General features: G+C 61.5%; 18 protein-coding genes. 6 read left to right on the top strand and 12 right to left on the bottom strand.

The features are described 5' to 3' along the window. Positions 1-30 precede the first annotated feature (30 nt). From DTW90_RS04885 to DTW90_RS04875, 3 genes are all read right to left on the bottom strand, one after another. Entirely contained in the window at positions 31-294 is a 264-nt protein-coding gene (locus DTW90_RS04885; protein WP_132518183.1) for a DUF2312 domain-containing protein, read from the bottom strand. A 96-nt stretch (positions 295-390) separates the two neighbouring features. Further along, a complete protein-coding gene (locus tag DTW90_RS04880) occupies positions 391-696 on the bottom strand; it encodes a DUF1244 domain-containing protein (RefSeq protein WP_132518185.1) in 306 nt (101 codons plus the stop codon). A 12-nt stretch (positions 697-708) separates the two neighbouring features. Then, positions 709-1,503 carry an N-formylglutamate amidohydrolase gene (locus DTW90_RS04875; protein ID WP_132518187.1) on the bottom strand — a complete coding sequence of 265 codons (795 nt, stop codon included), beginning with the start codon at positions 1,501-1,503 and terminating at the stop codon, positions 709-711. 204 nt (positions 1,504-1,707) lie between these two features. Here DTW90_RS04875 and DTW90_RS04870 point away from each other — a divergent pair, with 204 nt between their 5' ends. From DTW90_RS04870 to DTW90_RS04860, 3 genes are all read left to right on the top strand, one after another. Continuing rightward, positions 1,708-2,193, top strand: coding sequence for a DUF1036 domain-containing protein (locus tag DTW90_RS04870; protein WP_348642628.1), 486 nt, complete (start codon positions 1,708-1,710; stop codon positions 2,191-2,193). Further along, positions 2,193-3,632, top strand: coding sequence for a pyruvate kinase (gene pyk / locus DTW90_RS04865; RefSeq protein WP_132518191.1), 1,440 nt, complete (start codon positions 2,193-2,195; stop codon positions 3,630-3,632). Before DTW90_RS04870 ends, pyk begins: the two co-directional genes overlap by 1 nt. 192 nt (positions 3,633-3,824) lie before the next feature. Beyond that, positions 3,825-4,706: an NAD(P)-dependent oxidoreductase gene (locus tag DTW90_RS04860; RefSeq protein WP_149336723.1), complete on the top strand. Its 882-nt coding sequence runs from the start codon at positions 3,825-3,827 to the stop codon at positions 4,704-4,706. A gap of 18 nt (positions 4,707-4,724) precedes the next feature. On the opposite strand, the gene DTW90_RS04855 is transcribed toward DTW90_RS04860, so the two are convergent. The 6 genes from DTW90_RS04855 to DTW90_RS04830 all read right to left on the bottom strand — a co-directional run bounded on the left by DTW90_RS04855 (position 4,725) and on the right by DTW90_RS04830 (position 9,329). Beyond that, positions 4,725-5,708, bottom strand: coding sequence for a threonine/serine dehydratase (locus DTW90_RS04855; RefSeq protein ID WP_149336721.1), 984 nt, complete (start codon positions 5,706-5,708; stop codon positions 4,725-4,727). A 150-nt stretch (positions 5,709-5,858) separates the two neighbouring features. Beyond that, entirely contained in the window at positions 5,859-7,049 is a 1,191-nt protein-coding gene (locus tag DTW90_RS04850; RefSeq protein ID WP_132518197.1) for an aminotransferase class I/II-fold pyridoxal phosphate-dependent enzyme, read from the bottom strand. Positions 7,050-7,267: 218 nt separating this feature from the next. Continuing rightward, positions 7,268-7,807, bottom strand: coding sequence for an RES family NAD+ phosphorylase (locus tag DTW90_RS04845; protein WP_149336719.1), 540 nt, complete (start codon positions 7,805-7,807; stop codon positions 7,268-7,270). A 114-nt stretch (positions 7,808-7,921) separates the two neighbouring features. Then, positions 7,922-8,494 (bottom strand): DUF4865 family protein, encoded by a 573-nt coding sequence (locus DTW90_RS04840; RefSeq protein WP_149336717.1) that lies wholly within the window; start codon positions 8,492-8,494, stop codon positions 7,922-7,924. Continuing rightward, the gene (locus DTW90_RS04835; protein ID WP_149336715.1) at positions 8,491-8,919 is read right to left on the bottom strand and encodes a cupin domain-containing protein; all 429 of its coding nucleotides are present in this window, start codon (positions 8,917-8,919) and stop codon (positions 8,491-8,493) included. The genes DTW90_RS04840 and DTW90_RS04835 overlap by 4 nt, the downstream gene beginning before the upstream one ends. 20 nt (positions 8,920-8,939) lie before the next feature. Further along, positions 8,940-9,329, bottom strand: coding sequence for a tautomerase family protein (locus DTW90_RS04830; RefSeq protein WP_149336713.1), 390 nt, complete (start codon positions 9,327-9,329; stop codon positions 8,940-8,942). A gap of 112 nt (positions 9,330-9,441) precedes the next feature. Here DTW90_RS04830 and DTW90_RS04825 point away from each other — a divergent pair, with 112 nt between their 5' ends. Beyond that, positions 9,442-10,368 (top strand): LysR substrate-binding domain-containing protein, encoded by a 927-nt coding sequence (locus tag DTW90_RS04825; protein WP_132518206.1) that lies wholly within the window; start codon positions 9,442-9,444, stop codon positions 10,366-10,368. Here the strand turns inward: DTW90_RS04825 and DTW90_RS04820 are convergent. Further along, the gene (locus tag DTW90_RS04820) at positions 10,365-11,216 is read right to left on the bottom strand and encodes a helix-turn-helix transcriptional regulator (RefSeq protein WP_132518208.1); all 852 of its coding nucleotides are present in this window, start codon (positions 11,214-11,216) and stop codon (positions 10,365-10,367) included. The genes DTW90_RS04825 and DTW90_RS04820 overlap by 4 nt on opposite strands. 104 nt (positions 11,217-11,320) lie before the next feature. On the opposite strand from DTW90_RS04820, the gene DTW90_RS04815 reads away from it, so the two are divergent. Continuing rightward, entirely contained in the window at positions 11,321-12,154 is an 834-nt protein-coding gene (locus DTW90_RS04815) for an SDR family NAD(P)-dependent oxidoreductase (RefSeq protein WP_149336711.1), read from the top strand. A gap of 49 nt (positions 12,155-12,203) precedes the next feature. After that, positions 12,204-12,926: an SDR family oxidoreductase gene (locus DTW90_RS04810; RefSeq protein WP_149336709.1), complete on the top strand. Its 723-nt coding sequence runs from the start codon at positions 12,204-12,206 to the stop codon at positions 12,924-12,926. On the opposite strand, the gene DTW90_RS04805 is transcribed toward DTW90_RS04810, so the two are convergent. Both DTW90_RS04805 and DTW90_RS04800 read right to left on the bottom strand, forming a co-directional pair. Further along, positions 12,923-13,957: an alpha/beta hydrolase gene (locus tag DTW90_RS04805; RefSeq protein WP_149336707.1), complete on the bottom strand. Its 1,035-nt coding sequence runs from the start codon at positions 13,955-13,957 to the stop codon at positions 12,923-12,925. The two genes, DTW90_RS04810 and DTW90_RS04805, sit on opposite strands and share 4 nt — an antisense overlap. Before the next feature lie 74 nt (positions 13,958-14,031). Beyond that, positions 14,032-14,649 carry a tetratricopeptide repeat protein gene (locus DTW90_RS04800; protein ID WP_149336705.1) on the bottom strand — a complete coding sequence of 206 codons (618 nt, stop codon included), beginning with the start codon at positions 14,647-14,649 and terminating at the stop codon, positions 14,032-14,034. Positions 14,650-14,691: the final 42 nt, after the last annotated feature.

Genomic DNA, 14,691 nt, shown 5'->3' with positions numbered 1-14,691 from the left:
GAAAAGCGGAAATGCCCTAACGTCCTTGGCTCAGCCTTCCGGCGGAGCCTCGATCATGCCGAGTGCATGCAGGTAGGTATCGAGGATCAGGTCCTCTTCCATGCGTTCCTGATCGTCCTTCTTGCGCAGCGCGACGACCTTCTTCAGGATCTTGGTGTCGAATCCCATGCCTTTGGCTTCGCCATAGACATCCTTGATATCGTCGGCGATGGTCTTCTTTTCTTCTTCCAGCCGTTCGATGCGCTCGACAAAAGCGCGAAGCTGATCGCGGGCGACGCCATGAGCATCAGACATCATTGTCTCCTGATTGCGTGATGGATTTGGAATTTGGTCGGGTCGTTGACCTGCCGCGAACGGGACCGAAGGTCAAGCCGTTTCAAGGGAAGGCGGCTATTCTTTCGGTTTATTGCGTTCGAAATCGGCTTTTTGCACAGGGCTGGCCTCGGCCTGATGCAGCCTTTTCCAATCTTCGTAGGGCATGCCGTAGACCTTTTCGCGCGATTCCTCCTTGGAGACATCGAGGCCGGCCTCGTCGGCGGCTTCGCGATACCAATTGGAGAGGCAATTGCGGCAGAAGCCGGCAAGGTTCATGAGGTCGATGTTCTGGACATCGCTACGCTCGCGCAGGTGCGAGATCAGGCGACGGAAGGCAGCGGCTTCCAGTTCGGTCTGCTGGTCTTTGCTCAACTCGGTCATTGGTCTGTCTCCTCACGCCTCATATGGGCCGGTGCGCGAAGCGTGGATTTCGTATTCGTGCAGCGCCGGATCAGCGTTCAATTGTTCGAAGATCGGCGCCAGCCGGGCGGCCCATTCGGCAATGCCGTCTTCGTCGCCGATCAGATCCTGCCGAACCTCCAGCAACGCATGCGGTATGCCTTTCACCATGCAATGGCGGTACATGGTATCGCCTCTCAACGCGCCGTCATAGGGTTCGTTGTCACCGATCACGAGATCGGTATCCTCACGCAGCTTTGCAAGCAGCGGCAGGACCGCGCGAGCATCGCTGTCCCACAGCACGCTCGCATGCCACGGGCGAGGCACGCCCTTCCAGGCGGGCGTGAAGGAATGCATGGACAGCACCAGCGGTGCCTTGCCGATTGCGCGCTCGATCGCGGCGATCTCGGCCGATACGGCATGATGATACGGCCGGTGGAATGCGTCGATGCGATAGTTCCATTCTTCATCCGAGATCGGATGATTGCCGGGAATGATGGCGCCGTCGGAGATCTTCATGATCAGCGTCGGGTCGTCCTCGCCGCGGTTAGGATCGATCAACAGACGGGAAAAGCCGCCGAGGACAGCCGGGACGCCGAGCTTTTCGGCGAGCGCCTTGCACAGGCCTTCTACGCCGATGTCATAGGCGATGTGGCGGGCAAAGGCGGTCTCGGCAAGGCCCAGGCGACCATAGCGATCGGGCAGGCGGTTCATGGCGTGGTCGCCAAGAATGACCATGCCTTTGTCACGATTGCCGGATATGATTTGGTAAGGATTGAAGTCGTCCACGAGGGGATTGCCCTTGCCTCATTTACAGTCGCTGCTTGATGGCATGCGTGCGCCGAAGGTGCAAGGCTTGCCGGATCGCCAGTGCTGCGAGAGGTCGTCATGACGATGGCGTGAAACGAATATAACCGATTAGCATTGCGTTGACATTCGGCTGATGGCAGCGCAAGAAGACGAAACAAAAATAACCGTGGAGCCATTGAAGCCGTGTTCAGCACAGTCGCGCCAAGCTTCGTTACGCGGTCCGGTCCGCTTGCTCGAATTGCCCTCTTCGCCTTTGCCGCCTTCTCGCCGTTCTTCATAGCGAATGCCGCCCATGCGGACTTCCGTGTCTGCAACGGAACACAGAATCTCGTCGGCGTGGCGATCGGTTACCGGGCCAAGGAAGGCTGGACGACGGAAGGCTGGTGGCAGGTGCCGGCAACGACCTGCGCGACGCTGATCGAAGGCCCGCTTCAATCCAGATATTATTACCTTTACGCAGAGGACGCCGCCCGGGGAGGACGTTGGACGGGCGATGTCGACATGTGCGTGGCGGAAAATGAATTCAAGATCGTCGGCGTGAAGGATTGCTACGCCCGCGGTCATCAGAAAATGGGATTCAAGGAATATGACACCGGACGTCAGGCGAGCTGGATGGTTCAGCTCTCCGATAGTCCTAGCGCCCAGGCAAATCAGGGAAGCCAGAATTAATGAGACGCAACCGAAAAGTTAAAATCCTCGCCACGCTGGGTCCGGCCTCGTCCTCCGAGGAAATGATCCAGAAGCTGCACGAAGCCGGCGCCGATCTGTTCCGCATCAACATGAGCCATGCCAGCCATGATGTGATGCGGTCGCTGATCGAGCGCATCCGTGCGGTCGAGACCCGTTCCGGTCGTCCGATCGGCATTCTCGCTGACTTGCAGGGTCCCAAGCTGCGCGTCGGGAAGTTTGCCGATACCAAGGTCGATCTCAAGATCGGCCAGACGTTCACGCTGGATAACAACGACACGCCCGGCGACAACAGCCGCGTGTTCCTGCCGCATCCGGAAATTCTCGAAGCGGTAAAACCTGGCGATCGCCTGCTGATCGACGACGGCAAGCTCGCTCTGCGCGCTGAAAAATGCGATGGCAAGAGCATCGTCACGACCGTGATTGCGGGCACGAAGATTTCCGACCGCAAGGGCGTGAGCCTGCCCGATACCATTCTGACTGCCGGCGTTCTGACGGACAAGGACAGGGCCGACCTCGACGCGGTTCTCGCAACCGACGATGTCGACTGGATCGCACTGTCCTTCGTGCAGCGTCCGGAAGACCTGGTCGACGTGCGCAAGATCGTTCGCGGTCGCGCCGGCCTGATGGCGAAGATTGAAAAGCCGCAGGCGATCGAGCATATCGAAGAGATCATCGAGCTGTCCGACGCGCTGATGGTTGCCCGCGGCGATCTCGGCGTTGAAATGCCGCTCGAAGCTGTTCCGGGCATCCAGAAGCAGCTGATCCGCGCCTGCCGCCGTTCCGGCAAGCCGGTCGTCGTTGCGACGCAGATGCTGGAATCGATGATTACGTCGCCGGTTCCGACCCGCGCCGAAGTGTCCGACGTCGCGACCGCCGTCTTCGAAGGCGCCGACGCCGTCATGCTGTCGGCAGAATCCGCTTCGGGCGACTATCCGGTCGAAGCCGTCGCCATGATGGCCTCGATCGCCCGCACGATCGAGCGCGAGCCGCATTATCCCGGCGTCATCTACGCCCAGCGCCCGCAGCCGGAAGCAACCGGCGCCGACGCCATCTCGCTTGCCGCCCGTCAGATCGCAGAGACGCTGAAGCTTTCGGCGATCGTCTGCTACACCTCGTCGGGTACCACTGGCCTTCGCGCTTCGCGCGAGCGTCCGCAGGTTCCGATCATCGCCCTGTCGCCGATCATCCAGACCGCTCGCCGTCTCTCCGTCGTATGGGGCCTGCACTGTGTGGTCACGCATGATGCGACCGACCTGGACGATATGGTCGATCGTGCCTGCCGCATCGTCGCCGCCGAAGAGTTCGGCAAGCCGGGCGACCGCATCATCATCTCCGCCGGCGTCCCTCTCGGAACGCCTGGAGCCACCAACATGCTGCGCATCGCCTATATCGGTTCCGACGGCCAGAGCGGCATCTGAACCGATCAAGATCGAATAGCTGAGGCCCGCTGCCGAAAGACAGCGGGCTTTTTCGTTGATAAAGGGCGGCATGTGGCCCTTTACGACGCATAGCTGTTCTGCCCTGACACGGGATTTGAAAGGCGGACGCGCTTGTCTACATTGCCGGGGGTATTCGGGCGGATCGTCGCTAGGCAAGATGGAGAAGAAGAGATGAAAGTCGGCTTTATCGGATTGGGTCAGATGGGCAGCGCCATGGCGTCAAACCTGTTGAAGGCGGGCCATGTGGTGACGGTTTACAATCGCTCGCGCGACAAGGCAGAAGCGCTTGCAGGAGAGGGCGCAAAGGTTGCGGCATCGCCGGCCGAGGCCTGCGACAACGAAGCGGTGTTTACCATGCTAGCCAATGACGATGCGCTTTCGGCCGTCGTTCACGGTGACCAAGGGCTGATTGCCGGTCTTGCCAAGGGGGCGATCCATATCTCGGCTAGCACCGTCAGCGTTGCCATGTCCGAGCGGCTTACCGGGGAGCATGGAGAAGCCGGCCAGCGCTTCGTCGCAGCCCCCGTCTTCGGCCGGCCGGAAGCAGCTGCCGCCGCAAAGCTCTTCGTCATTGCGGCCGGCGCCAAGGATGCTGTCGACGCGGTCTCACCGCTGTTTGACGCGATCGGCCAACGCACCTTCGTCGTTTCCGAGGAACCGAAGGCGGCCAGCCTCGTCAAGCTCAGCGGCAACTTCATGATTGCTTCGACCATCGAAACGCTCGGCGAAGCTATGGCGCTGGCGGAGAAGGGTGGTGTCGATCGCCATCAGTATCTCGACATCCTGACCTCGACGCTGTTCACGGCGCCGATCTTCAAGACCTATGGTGGATTGATCGCCGACCGCAAATTCGAGCCGGCAGGTTTTGCAGCACCCCTCGGCCAGAAGGATATCCGTCTGGCACTTGCCGCTGCTGAATCGCTCAACGTGCCGCTGCCGCTGGCAAGTCTTTTGCGTGACCGCTTCCTGACCTTGCTCGCCCATGGTGGCGAGAAGCTGGACTGGTCCGCGGTCGGCGCCCTGGCAGCAAAGGACGCCGGATTGAAGGATTAAAAGAGGCCCATCGGGCCTCTATGCCGCAACGCTGGCGTGGCTCAATGCGCGCGTGAACACGTCGCCATCGACATTGCCGCCCGATGTCACGGCGATCACGGTATCGCCGTTGATCTCGCTGCCGTGGAAGAGTGCCGCCGCCAACGCGACGGCGCCCCCCGGTTCGACGACGATCTTGAGCCGGGTAAAGGCAAGAGCCATGGCTTCCTGCGCCTCATCGTCGGTCACGACGATGCCGGGACCGCACAGGCGCTTCATGATCGGGAAGGTAATGTTGCCGGGCTGCGGGGTGACGATGGCATCGCAGATCGAGCCCTGCATGGCGGCGTTGCGCTCGATCTTGCCTGATGCCAGAGAGCGTGTCGTGTCGTCGAAACCGAAGGGTTCGCAGGGGCGAACCTTGAAGCCGGGGGCCTTGGCTTCCAGCGCCAGGGCTATGCCCGATGTCAGGCCACCGCCGCCGCAGGGGACCAGCACCTCGGCGGACGTAATTTCATGCTCCTGCGCCTGCTCGGCGATTTCAAGCCCTGTCGTGCCCTGGCCGGCGATGACCAGAGGCTCATCGAAAGGCTTGATCAGGGTCAGGCCGCGTTCTCTGGACAGGCGCGCGCCGATCTCGTCACGGTCTTCCTTGACGCGATCGTAGAGCACGACTTCGGCACCGAATGCGCGGGTATTGTCGATCTTCAGCTTCGGCGCATCCGTCGGCATGACGATGACCGAGGGGACCCCGTGCAGCTTGGCGGCCAACGCCACGCCCTGCGCATGATTTCCCGATGAAAAGGCAATCACACCTTTGGCGCGGATCGACGGTTCCAAGGCAGAGACCGCCGACCAGCCGCCGCGAAACTTGAACGAACCGGAATGCTGGAGGCATTCGGCTTTCACGAAGAGGCGGCGGCCTGCGATGTCATCAAGGAAAGGGGAGGAGAGAATCGGCGTGCGGCGTGCGCGGCCGCCCAGGCGAATGCGGGCGGCTTCGATCATTGCGATATCGACCATGGAAAATGCTCTCTGCTGCAGGAAGGTAAGTATCTCTATCCATAGGACGGAGCGACATTTTGCGAAACAGCGACTTTGTCGCGGTGACAGCATTTTTTTTCGAGGTCAGGCAGCAGATGCCGCCCCTTGGTAATTCCTGCTCGCCAGGCGTTAGGCCGCGACTTCCCGGATCGCTCGCGCAAAGACGGGCAAGGAGCGCTCCACCATGCCGTCGTTTGCGGTCAAGCTGATCCGCAGGCGTCCGGGCAATTGGGCGACGCTGCCGGGCAGCACCCAGATGCCGTCCTTTGCAAGACGCGCCGCGAAGGCCATGTCGTCAGGTATCGGGGAGCGGGGAATGAGATAGAAGGTACCTTCGGGCACCGGCAGGTCGTATCCCGCTGCTCTCAGGCCTTCGATCATGCGATCGCGCCGCCGCTGAAGGGCTGCGACATCGACGCTGAGTTTCTCCAGATCAGGCAGTGCCCGCTGCATGGTACGGCCGGCGAAAGCCCAACCATGTGAAACCTGTGCCATGTCGACAGCCTCGCGCAGCCGTATGCGGTCCGCCTCGGGCATATCCGCCCCGAGTGCGAGCCAGCCCAGGCGCTCGCCGGGGGCGAGCAAGGTCTTGCCGAAGGAATAGGCGACCAGCGTGTGCGGATAGCTCTCGGCCGGGCTGATATGGGCATGGCCGTCAAACACCAGCCGCGCATAGGGCTCGTCGGCAAGGAGATAGATCACCCTGCCAAATCTTTCGGACGCAGCCGTAAGCTTATCCGCGAGCGCGTCGAGCTGGGCGCGGGGAAAGATGCGGCCGGTCGGATTGTGCGGCGTGTTGACAACAACGACGCGGGTGCGCGCGGTGATCATTGCCTCGATCCTTGCGAGATCGAGGTCAAAGGTTTCCGGCACGAGGTCGACAGCGACGGGTGTTCCTGCAGCGCCGCGAATCTGGGCGCCATAGGCAAACCAGCCGGGACGCGGATAGATGACCTCATCTCCCACCTCAAGCACGGCAAGCAGCGCTGCCGCGATTGCGCCGAACCCTCCGGCCGTAATCGCAATGTCGGCCGGCTCATAGGAGCGGCCGCGGGCTTCGCTCAGCCTGCGGGCGACCGTTTCGCGCGCCGGAGAATCATATTTCTTGTAGCCGAACCAGTGAACATCCTGCGGCTCGGCGTGGCGGACCAGCGCATCGACGAGGCCGCGCAACGGCATTTCCTGCGGATTGCCGAACATGAAATCACAGGCATCAGGCCCGAGACCGTCGCCCTCCAGAACCTTTTGCGCAAAATCCATGACGGTGCGCATTTCCTCTGTCACGGCGAGCATCCGGCTGGACACGGTGGCGATTGGCATGACGCACCCCCTGTTGCAGGCGGTGCATATCCCCGACGAAACCGCCCCTCACCAAGACTACCATTCTTTCGTGATCCACAAATAGTAGAAAGTTCTTATATATTGAGGGAGGCCGACATAAACGAACTTGGCTGGACAAATGGCTGTGTCAGGTCGACATCAGGCATACGACGATCGGGTGACGTAGACTTAATTCCTCGTTCGACAACAGCGACCGCTCACAAGCCCCATTTTGGCCCATCAGGGGTCAGGATGATTTCGACGGGATCACCGCAGACTTCCACGCAGGGGCCGCCAAGTTCATTCCAACGGAACAGGTTGAGGTGCCATCCGCCGGGTATCATCCGAGACCGATCGATGATGCCGTCTGCCCCGGCGGATCGAGCAATATCAACATTGCGCCAGGAGGCGGGCTCTCGTCCTTCGGACAAGGCAATACGCCAGGATTCGTTGGATAGATCACGATCAATTCCAAGCTGCCTGCAAGCCTGTTCGTCATGTTGATCGAGCACCGCAGCCTCACTGACCCTCAACGGAACGACAACCCGCGGGCGTTGATCCTCACGCATGTATCCGGCAATGGCCATGATGGACCATTCCAACGCGGCGCTTGTGTAAAGGGTCGGCTCTCCCAAACGATGGTAGCGACCTGCACTGGCCGGACCCGGAGGGTCCAATACCTGGTCAACACGATCTGCCATGACAGAGCGGAAGAAAATCCCGGATACTTTTCTAAATGGTGTTTGGGTCCCGACCATTCCGCAGCTCCGCCCGCTTTGTTCGACTATGCTGCCTCGGCGTCTATGGCGCTATTGCGAAGGTCTCGTGACAGTTACTTCAAGCCGATAGCCGATGCGCTTCAACGGCTACAGTCAATTCGTGTCAGGCAGAGACAGATGGCCGACACTGTAGGTCTGCGCGCCGAGTTGCCGGGCCGATTTCGGCAGATCGGCCCAGAGCCGGAAGCGGACCTCAGTCCAGCTTCCCGGTTCGAAGGCGGCGACTGAGGCGAGTGCTTCGTTCCGTGCGACATCGGCAGAGACGGCATCGCTCTCGCGCTTCCGGATTTCCGCGAGCGGGGCATAGGGCTCTATGTCGATGATCTCGCGGGTGGCGAAACGGGCGGCGCGGATATGTTTCGAGACTTCCGCGTTCCAGACGATCCAGGTCTTCACCTGCGGCCAGCCGAAGGATTGCGTCAGCGTTTCGAAGCCCGGGCCACAGATGAAGTCGCTGAGGCCCTCGCCCTTTTCCCAGACATAGAAGGGTGCATAGAGGTTTTCGGTGCTTGACGTCACCGCATCAGCCTTCCGGGCACTGAGATAGGCCTTGAACTTGAGGTTGGGGAAATTGTCCAGCAGGGGGCCCTTGTCGCGGATGCGGCGATCGATGATCGTCATGTCGTAATCCGCCGGCAGGGTGAAGGAATATTGCATCGCGATCATGGTCTTGATCCTCCGTCTTGCTCGACGGTTTCCAGCCAGGTGGCGGCGCTGCCGTCTTTGACAGCCTGGATGCTGATATAGGAGAAGGTGTTTTCCGGGGTAGCGCCATGCCAATGGCGCTCTCCGGCTTTAAAGGTGATGCAGTCGCCGGCGCGCAGTTCCTCGACCGGACCATCGCCGCGCTGGGCCAGTCCCACGCCTGAGAGAACATAGAGGATCTGGCCCTCAGGATGCGTATGCCAGCGCGTGATCGCGCCTGGTTCGAGGACGGCGCGCATGGCGGTGAGATCGCCATCCCTGTTGCCTTCAACCAGCATCTCGACCCAGAAGGACGCCGTGGCAATGCCGTCAGGAGAGCGCGTAGTGGCACTGCCCGCGCGGTGAACGGGAGAAGCGTCGGTTGTTTGTTTCTGCGAGTTCTGCATTGCCTTCGTCCGGTCCCGTCTCAGGCCTTTTCCAGCATTTGCGCGATGCCGTTGCTGAAGGACCAGTCTTCGAGTTGCGTGGTGGTAACCGTCACCATCACGTCCTCAGGCCGTACGCCGGGTGCGTCGGCGAGCAATTCGACGATGCGCCGGTAGAAGGCCTGCTTCACCTCGGCCGAACGTGGCCTGCCGATGGTGACGTCAAAGAAGACGAAATCATCGGAGCGCGGGCCGCCGAAATAGTTGCGATCGAAAATCAGTTCGCCGGGCTCCAGCTGATGGATCGTCTGGAAACGGTCGGCCTCGGGCACATTGAAGGTTTCGACCATGGCGCGATGAAAATTGTCGGAGAGGGCCTTCAGGTATTCCGGCGACTTGCCGCGATGAAAGGAGATACGGGTGACAGGCATGAGAGCCTCCTTGTTGTTCATCGAACTTGACGCAGCTGTTATCGCACGCGATAATTATCCGGAAAATCAGATAATATTGGATCGATGATCCCAAAAAATAGGATGATTTCAGATGGCCCGCGTCATCTTCGATCTCGATGTCTTGCGCAGCTTCGTTACCGGTATGGAGCTCGGCAGTTTTGCCAAAGCCGCCGATCGGCTCGGGCGCTCGACGTCGGCCGTCAGCGCGCAGCTGAAGAAATTGGAGGAGCAGGCGGGGACGCCGATCTTCCGCAAGGCCGGGCGCGGCCTGGCGCTGACCGAAGCCGGCGAGACGATGCTTGCCTATGCCCGCCGTCTGCTCGACCTTAACGACGAGGCCGCTGCTGCTGTCCACGGCCTCGAGCTGGAAGGCTGGGTTCGGCTCGGCCTGCAGGAGGATTTCGGCGAGAACCTGCTGCCTGAGGTGCTTGGACGATTCGCCCGGGCGCACCCGAAGGTGAAGATCGAGGCTCGTGTCGTGCGCAATATCGAGCTGGTGGAACGCGTGACCTCGGGGCGGCTCGATCTGGCGCTCGCCTGGAGCGACGGCTATCGCTCCGCCCATTGCGACCGCATCGCCGAGGTGCCGATGCGCTGGATCGGCCCGGCGCATGGTGACGTCGGCTGGAATATGCAAAGCGGCGAGCCGATGCCGATGGCTTCGCTGGAAGCGCCTTGCCTGCTGCGGAGCGTTGCGACCAAGGTGCTCGACCATGCCGGCGTTCCCTGGCGAATCTCCTTCGTCAGCCCAAGCCTTGGCGGGCTCTGGGCGGCGACTGCCGCGGGACTTGGTCTGACAGTGCGGACGCCGCTTGGCCTGCCGGACAAGGTCCGTCTTCTCGATCCCGGCGAAGCGGGATTGCCGGCGCTGCCGAAGCTCGATCTGGTGCTGCACCGGGCTGAAGCCGAGCCAAGCCCGGCGACGCAACGGCTGGCCTCGATCGTGTTGCAGACCGTGCGGTCATCGATTGGGGAGCTGGGTCTTCTTCCGACCGAAAGCGTTACCGCTGCCGCTTAGACATTCCGGCGCAGCAGTTCGGTGAGCTTGTCGATCGTTCCGTCTGCCTCGACGGCGGTGTAGACGACAAGCTTCAGGTCCGGACGATCGGTCACGGCGAAGCTCGTATGCTCGAATGACATCAATCCCTGCTGTGGGTGATTAAGTCGCTTGTGGCCGGCGGGGAGCTGCAGCACTTCGTGGCGCGCCCACCAGTCGCGGAATTCGCGGCTGTCGCGTTTCAGCGCTGCGATCAACCGTTCGAAATCCGGATCGCCGGCATAACGGGCATTGTCCGAGCGGAACATGGCCAGCGACATGCGGGCAAGGCCCTCCCAATCGACCAGCAGCTTGCGATGGTCCTTGTTGGTGAAAACGAGGCGCATGATGTTGCGTTCGTCACCTTCCAGCTTGCCGTAATCGCCGAAGAGGGCGACGGCCGCACTGTTCCAGGCAAGCACATCCCAGCGGCGGCCGATGACATAGGCGGGTTGCTGCGTCAGGCTCGCCAGCATGCGCTGAAGGGGCTCGCCGACATGATCGGGATCGGCCATTTTCGGCTCCGGCGGCTGCCGGTCGTTGAGGATGAAGAGATGACGCCGCTCCACCGGGTCCAGCAGCAAGGCGTCCGATAGCGCCGTCAGCACTTCGGGGGAGGGGCGGACGTCGCGACCCTGTTCCAGCCAGGTGTACCAGGTCGTGCCGACGCCGGCGAGCAGCGCGACTTCCTCGCGCCGCAGGCCGGGCGTGCGGCGACGGTAACCTTCCGGCAACCCGACATTGGATGGCGACAGGCGTTCGCGGCGCGAGCGGAGGAAGGCTCCGGCTTCGCGGCGGCGGGCTTCGACGGCAATCTGAAGATCTCTCATCCGCTCATCATATCAGGATTGATACTAGGATAAAACTGGAACTGTTTGGCCTTTTTCAATTGTGCGAACGTCTCCTCATCAGCAGGCAAAACGAGGTGCATCGCATGACGGAAAGACAGAAAATCGTGCTGGTGACAGGTTCGACGGATGGCGTCGGCCGTTACGTCGCCATTCAGCTCGGGCGGGATGGCGCCACTGTGCTGGTGCATGGACGCGACCGGATGCGCGGCGGGGAAGTTGTCGCCGAGATCGAGGCGGCGGGTGGAAGCGCGCAATTCTACGAGGCTGATTTCTCCTCGCTGGATGGCGTGCGCGAATTGGCCAACGCGATCGGCAAGGACCATCAGCGGCTCGACGTACTGGTCAACAATGCCGGGATCGGTACCGGTGGGCTCGACAACAGGCGACAGCTCAGCCGCGACGGGTACGAGCTGCGTTTCGCGGTGAACTACCTGTCCGGTTTTCTCCTGACCTATCTTCTGATGCCGCTGTTGAAGGCAGCGCTCTCCGCGCGGATCGTCAACGTCTCCTCGGCCGGTCAGCAGGCGATCGATTTCGACGATCCGATGCTGACGCGAGGCTATAGCGGCACGCGCGCCTATTGCCAGAGCAAACTCGCGCAGATCCTCTTCACCTTCGATCTTGCGGCCGAGCACGAAGGATTCGGCATCACCGCCAACTGCCTGCATCCGGCGAGCTACATGGACACGACCATGGTTCGTGCCGCCGGGATTTCACCGGCCAGCACGGTGGAGGAGGGCGGCAGGGCGATATTGCAGTTTGCAGCCTCGGCTCAACTGGAAGGCCGAAGCGGGCTCTATTTCGACGGGCTGCGGGCCAGCCGGGCAAACGCGCAGGCCTATGATCTCGCGGCCCGCGATCGTCTGCGTGCACTCAGCCTGGAGCTCTGCGGACTGCCGGCGCGGCCCAGTGCCTGAAGCGCTTTCACTCTCTCATTTATCACAAGTCACGGAAGGAAATCATATTATGTCATCGCAACATGCAGTCATCGTAGGCGGCTCCTCGGGCGTGGGGCTGGCCACCGCGGGTACACTCCTAGCACGCGGATTTCGCGTCACCATCACCGGCCGCGACGCGCAGAGATTGGAAAAGGCGAAAGCGTCGCTGAGGGGCGATGTTCACGCCCTGGCGATAGATGCGGCCGATGCGGCAAGCGTTGCCGAGGGCTTTTCGGTGGTCGGCCCGTTCGATCATCTGGTGCTTGCCATGAGTGGCGGAAGGGGCGGCGGTCCCTTCGCCTCGGTGCAGGCGGCCGATATCAGGGCGGCCTTCGATGAGAAGATGTTTCCACATTTTGCAACAGCGCAGGCGGCGCTGCCGAGTCTTTCGAAGACCGGCAGCATCACCTTCGTCTCGGCCGTTTCTGCCCATGCCGCCTTGCCGGGAACCGCCGGTCTCGGCGCGGTCAATGCGGCGGTGGATGCGCTAGTGCCGATCCTTGCCAATGAGCTGAAGCCTCTGCGCGTCAACAGCGTCTCGCCGGGCGTTCTGGATACGCCGTGGTGGGATTTTCTGGCCGAGGAACAGAAGGCGGCGCTCTTTGCCGAGTATGCAGCAAAGACGCCGGTCGGCAGGATCGGGCGTCCGGAGGATGTCGCCGAGGCGATCGCCTTCCTGATCGGCAACAGCTTCATGACCGGCCATGTCTTGATCTGCGACGGCGGCGTCCGGCTCGCGATCGCGAGTTAGCCGTTGGGTTCCAGAGCCGGCATTGCCGTCCCTGTCAGGCCGGCAATGCGCGTTTCGGCCTGTCGGCCGATCGCCTGAAGGTCGCGGGGCAGTCCGGCAAGCTTCTCCATCGCTGCGATCGCCACATCATTGGCGACATAGTCGGGCTTGTGGCCGAGATTTCTGATGGTGATGAGTTCGGCGCCGGGAATATCGCGCGCCAGGCCGCGGGAATGCAGCTCTTCGAGCACGACGCCATCACTGTCGCCGGTGATAATGACAGTCGGTGCGGTGATCTCGCGGTAGCGAGGCGATTCGGCGGTCACATAGGCCAGCAGCCGGGCGACATCGACGGCATTGTTGCGGAAGGCATGCGGCCGGAGCACCAGGGCAGGCCCGGTCTTTGCCACATAGTCTTCGGGCCGTGCATTCGGCCTGAAGACGCCAAGCGTGCCGCTTTCAAGCCTTCGCATGCCCATCGGTACGACAAGCGAGCGAGTGAATAGCCAGCCCAGGAAGGGCATTGCCGCGAGCGTATAGTACCAGTCTACGCCGCCGGGCCAGGGATGGGTTGCCGGCGCCAGAAACAGCACGCCGATCGTCCTGTCCGGGTGGCGCAACGCGAAGGCAGCGGCAATGGCTCCGCCGAAGGAGTGGCCGACGATGATGGCTTGGCTGATGCCACGCTTCTCCATGAGCTTTGCGATCGAATCGGCCTGACCCGAAGGCACAGCATTTTCCGGGCCGCCGCGCTCGGAATAGCCGTGGCCCGGGCGGTCGACGAAAAGCATTTCCGCCCGTTGCCGCAGGGGATGGCTGAAAGCTTCGAATTGGTCGCGAAGATTGCCGCTGGCGCCGTGGACGAAAATGAGCGGTGGGAGATCCGCATCGGCCGGCCGTGCCAGATGGACGGCGTTCATGCGGAAGCCGCCGATGTCGGTCAGTTCGCCTATGTTCGGGTAAGTCCGTTCGATCTGCGCAGCATGATAAGCGGAATAGCCGAGACTGGCAGCGATCATCACAAGGAGAACGATGACAAATGTGAGCAGCATGGAGCCAGGATCAAACTCGGTCAGACATCAGATGCATCGTCGCCAGTCCGACCATCGAAGTGTATTGCTTCAGGCTATGTTCGGCTGCCGGCGAGCTTTTCGGAAAGCGTGTCGACCTGCTGCTGGGCAGCACGGTTGGCGGGGAAGATTTCCAGGAACCGCTCCCAGGCCTTCAATGTCACCTGATCGTTGCCGCTGTCGCCGAGAATCGCGGCCATGCCGGCCAGCGCGCCGAAATGGCGCGGCTCGATGCGCAGCACCTGATCGATGTCTTCCATGGATTTGCGATAGTCGCCCAGCGCGTAATTCAGCGTGGCGCGGCGATTCCAGGCTTCGGCATAATCCGGCTTCAGCGCGATCGCCTGGTCGAGAAAATCATAGGCTGCCGCATTCCGCTTCTCGGCAATGGCCTTGTCGGCCCATTGCATCAGCAGATTGATCGTGGCGCTGCCCGAATCGGCCCATTCCATCCGAATCTGGTCGGCGATGATATTGGCCCGCTCAGGATCGCGCTCGCGCTTCAAGTCGGCGAAAAGCTGGTCTAACCGCTGCTTTGGAGTCGTGTCAGCGCCCTGTTGCTGCTCGGCAGGCTTCGAATCGTCAGCCGCCGCGAAAGAAGGAACGGTGAGACCAACAACGAGAAGAATCGGCAAGGCCGAGCGTGACAAAGCATAAAAGCGCATGGCGGGCATAGTAGCCCGCCAGCGCTGAAGATCAAAGCAATTTTGATGTGA

Source organism: Neorhizobium sp. P12A, from assembly GCF_008365395.1.
In the GTDB taxonomy this organism is placed as follows: Bacteria; Pseudomonadota; Alphaproteobacteria; order Rhizobiales; family Rhizobiaceae; genus Rhizobium.
This window is presented reverse-complemented; position numbering and strand designations above follow the sequence as displayed.

Coding starts and splice junctions, on each gene's coding strand:
- DTW90_RS04830 (WP_149336713.1), bottom strand. CDS start 9,329: ATGCCTGTCACCCGTATCTCCTTTCATCGCGGCAAGTCGCCGGAATAC.
- DTW90_RS04835 (WP_149336715.1), bottom strand. CDS start 8,919: ATGCAGAACTCGCAGAAACAAACAACCGACGCTTCTCCCGTTCACCGC.
- DTW90_RS04860 (WP_149336723.1), top strand. CDS start 3,825: ATGAAAGTCGGCTTTATCGGATTGGGTCAGATGGGCAGCGCCATGGCG.
- DTW90_RS04855 (WP_149336721.1), bottom strand. CDS start 5,708: ATGGTCGATATCGCAATGATCGAAGCCGCCCGCATTCGCCTGGGCGGC.
- DTW90_RS04805 (WP_149336707.1), bottom strand. CDS start 13,957: ATGCTGCTCACATTTGTCATCGTTCTCCTTGTGATGATCGCTGCCAGT.
- DTW90_RS04815 (WP_149336711.1), top strand. CDS start 11,321: ATGACGGAAAGACAGAAAATCGTGCTGGTGACAGGTTCGACGGATGGC.
- DTW90_RS04880 (WP_132518185.1), bottom strand. CDS start 696: ATGACCGAGTTGAGCAAAGACCAGCAGACCGAACTGGAAGCCGCTGCC.
- DTW90_RS04885 (WP_132518183.1), bottom strand. CDS start 294: ATGTCTGATGCTCATGGCGTCGCCCGCGATCAGCTTCGCGCTTTTGTC.
- DTW90_RS04800 (WP_149336705.1), bottom strand. CDS start 14,649: ATGCCCGCCATGCGCTTTTATGCTTTGTCACGCTCGGCCTTGCCGATT.
- DTW90_RS04840 (WP_149336717.1), bottom strand. CDS start 8,494: ATGATCGCGATGCAATATTCCTTCACCCTGCCGGCGGATTACGACATG.
- DTW90_RS04845 (WP_149336719.1), bottom strand. CDS start 7,807: ATGGTCGGGACCCAAACACCATTTAGAAAAGTATCCGGGATTTTCTTC.
- pyk (WP_132518191.1), top strand. CDS start 2,193: ATGAGACGCAACCGAAAAGTTAAAATCCTCGCCACGCTGGGTCCGGCC.
- DTW90_RS04820 (WP_132518208.1), bottom strand. CDS start 11,216: ATGAGAGATCTTCAGATTGCCGTCGAAGCCCGCCGCCGCGAAGCCGGA.
- DTW90_RS04810 (WP_149336709.1), top strand. CDS start 12,204: ATGTCATCGCAACATGCAGTCATCGTAGGCGGCTCCTCGGGCGTGGGG.
- DTW90_RS04825 (WP_132518206.1), top strand. CDS start 9,442: ATGGCCCGCGTCATCTTCGATCTCGATGTCTTGCGCAGCTTCGTTACC.
- DTW90_RS04850 (WP_132518197.1), bottom strand. CDS start 7,049: ATGCCAATCGCCACCGTGTCCAGCCGGATGCTCGCCGTGACAGAGGAA.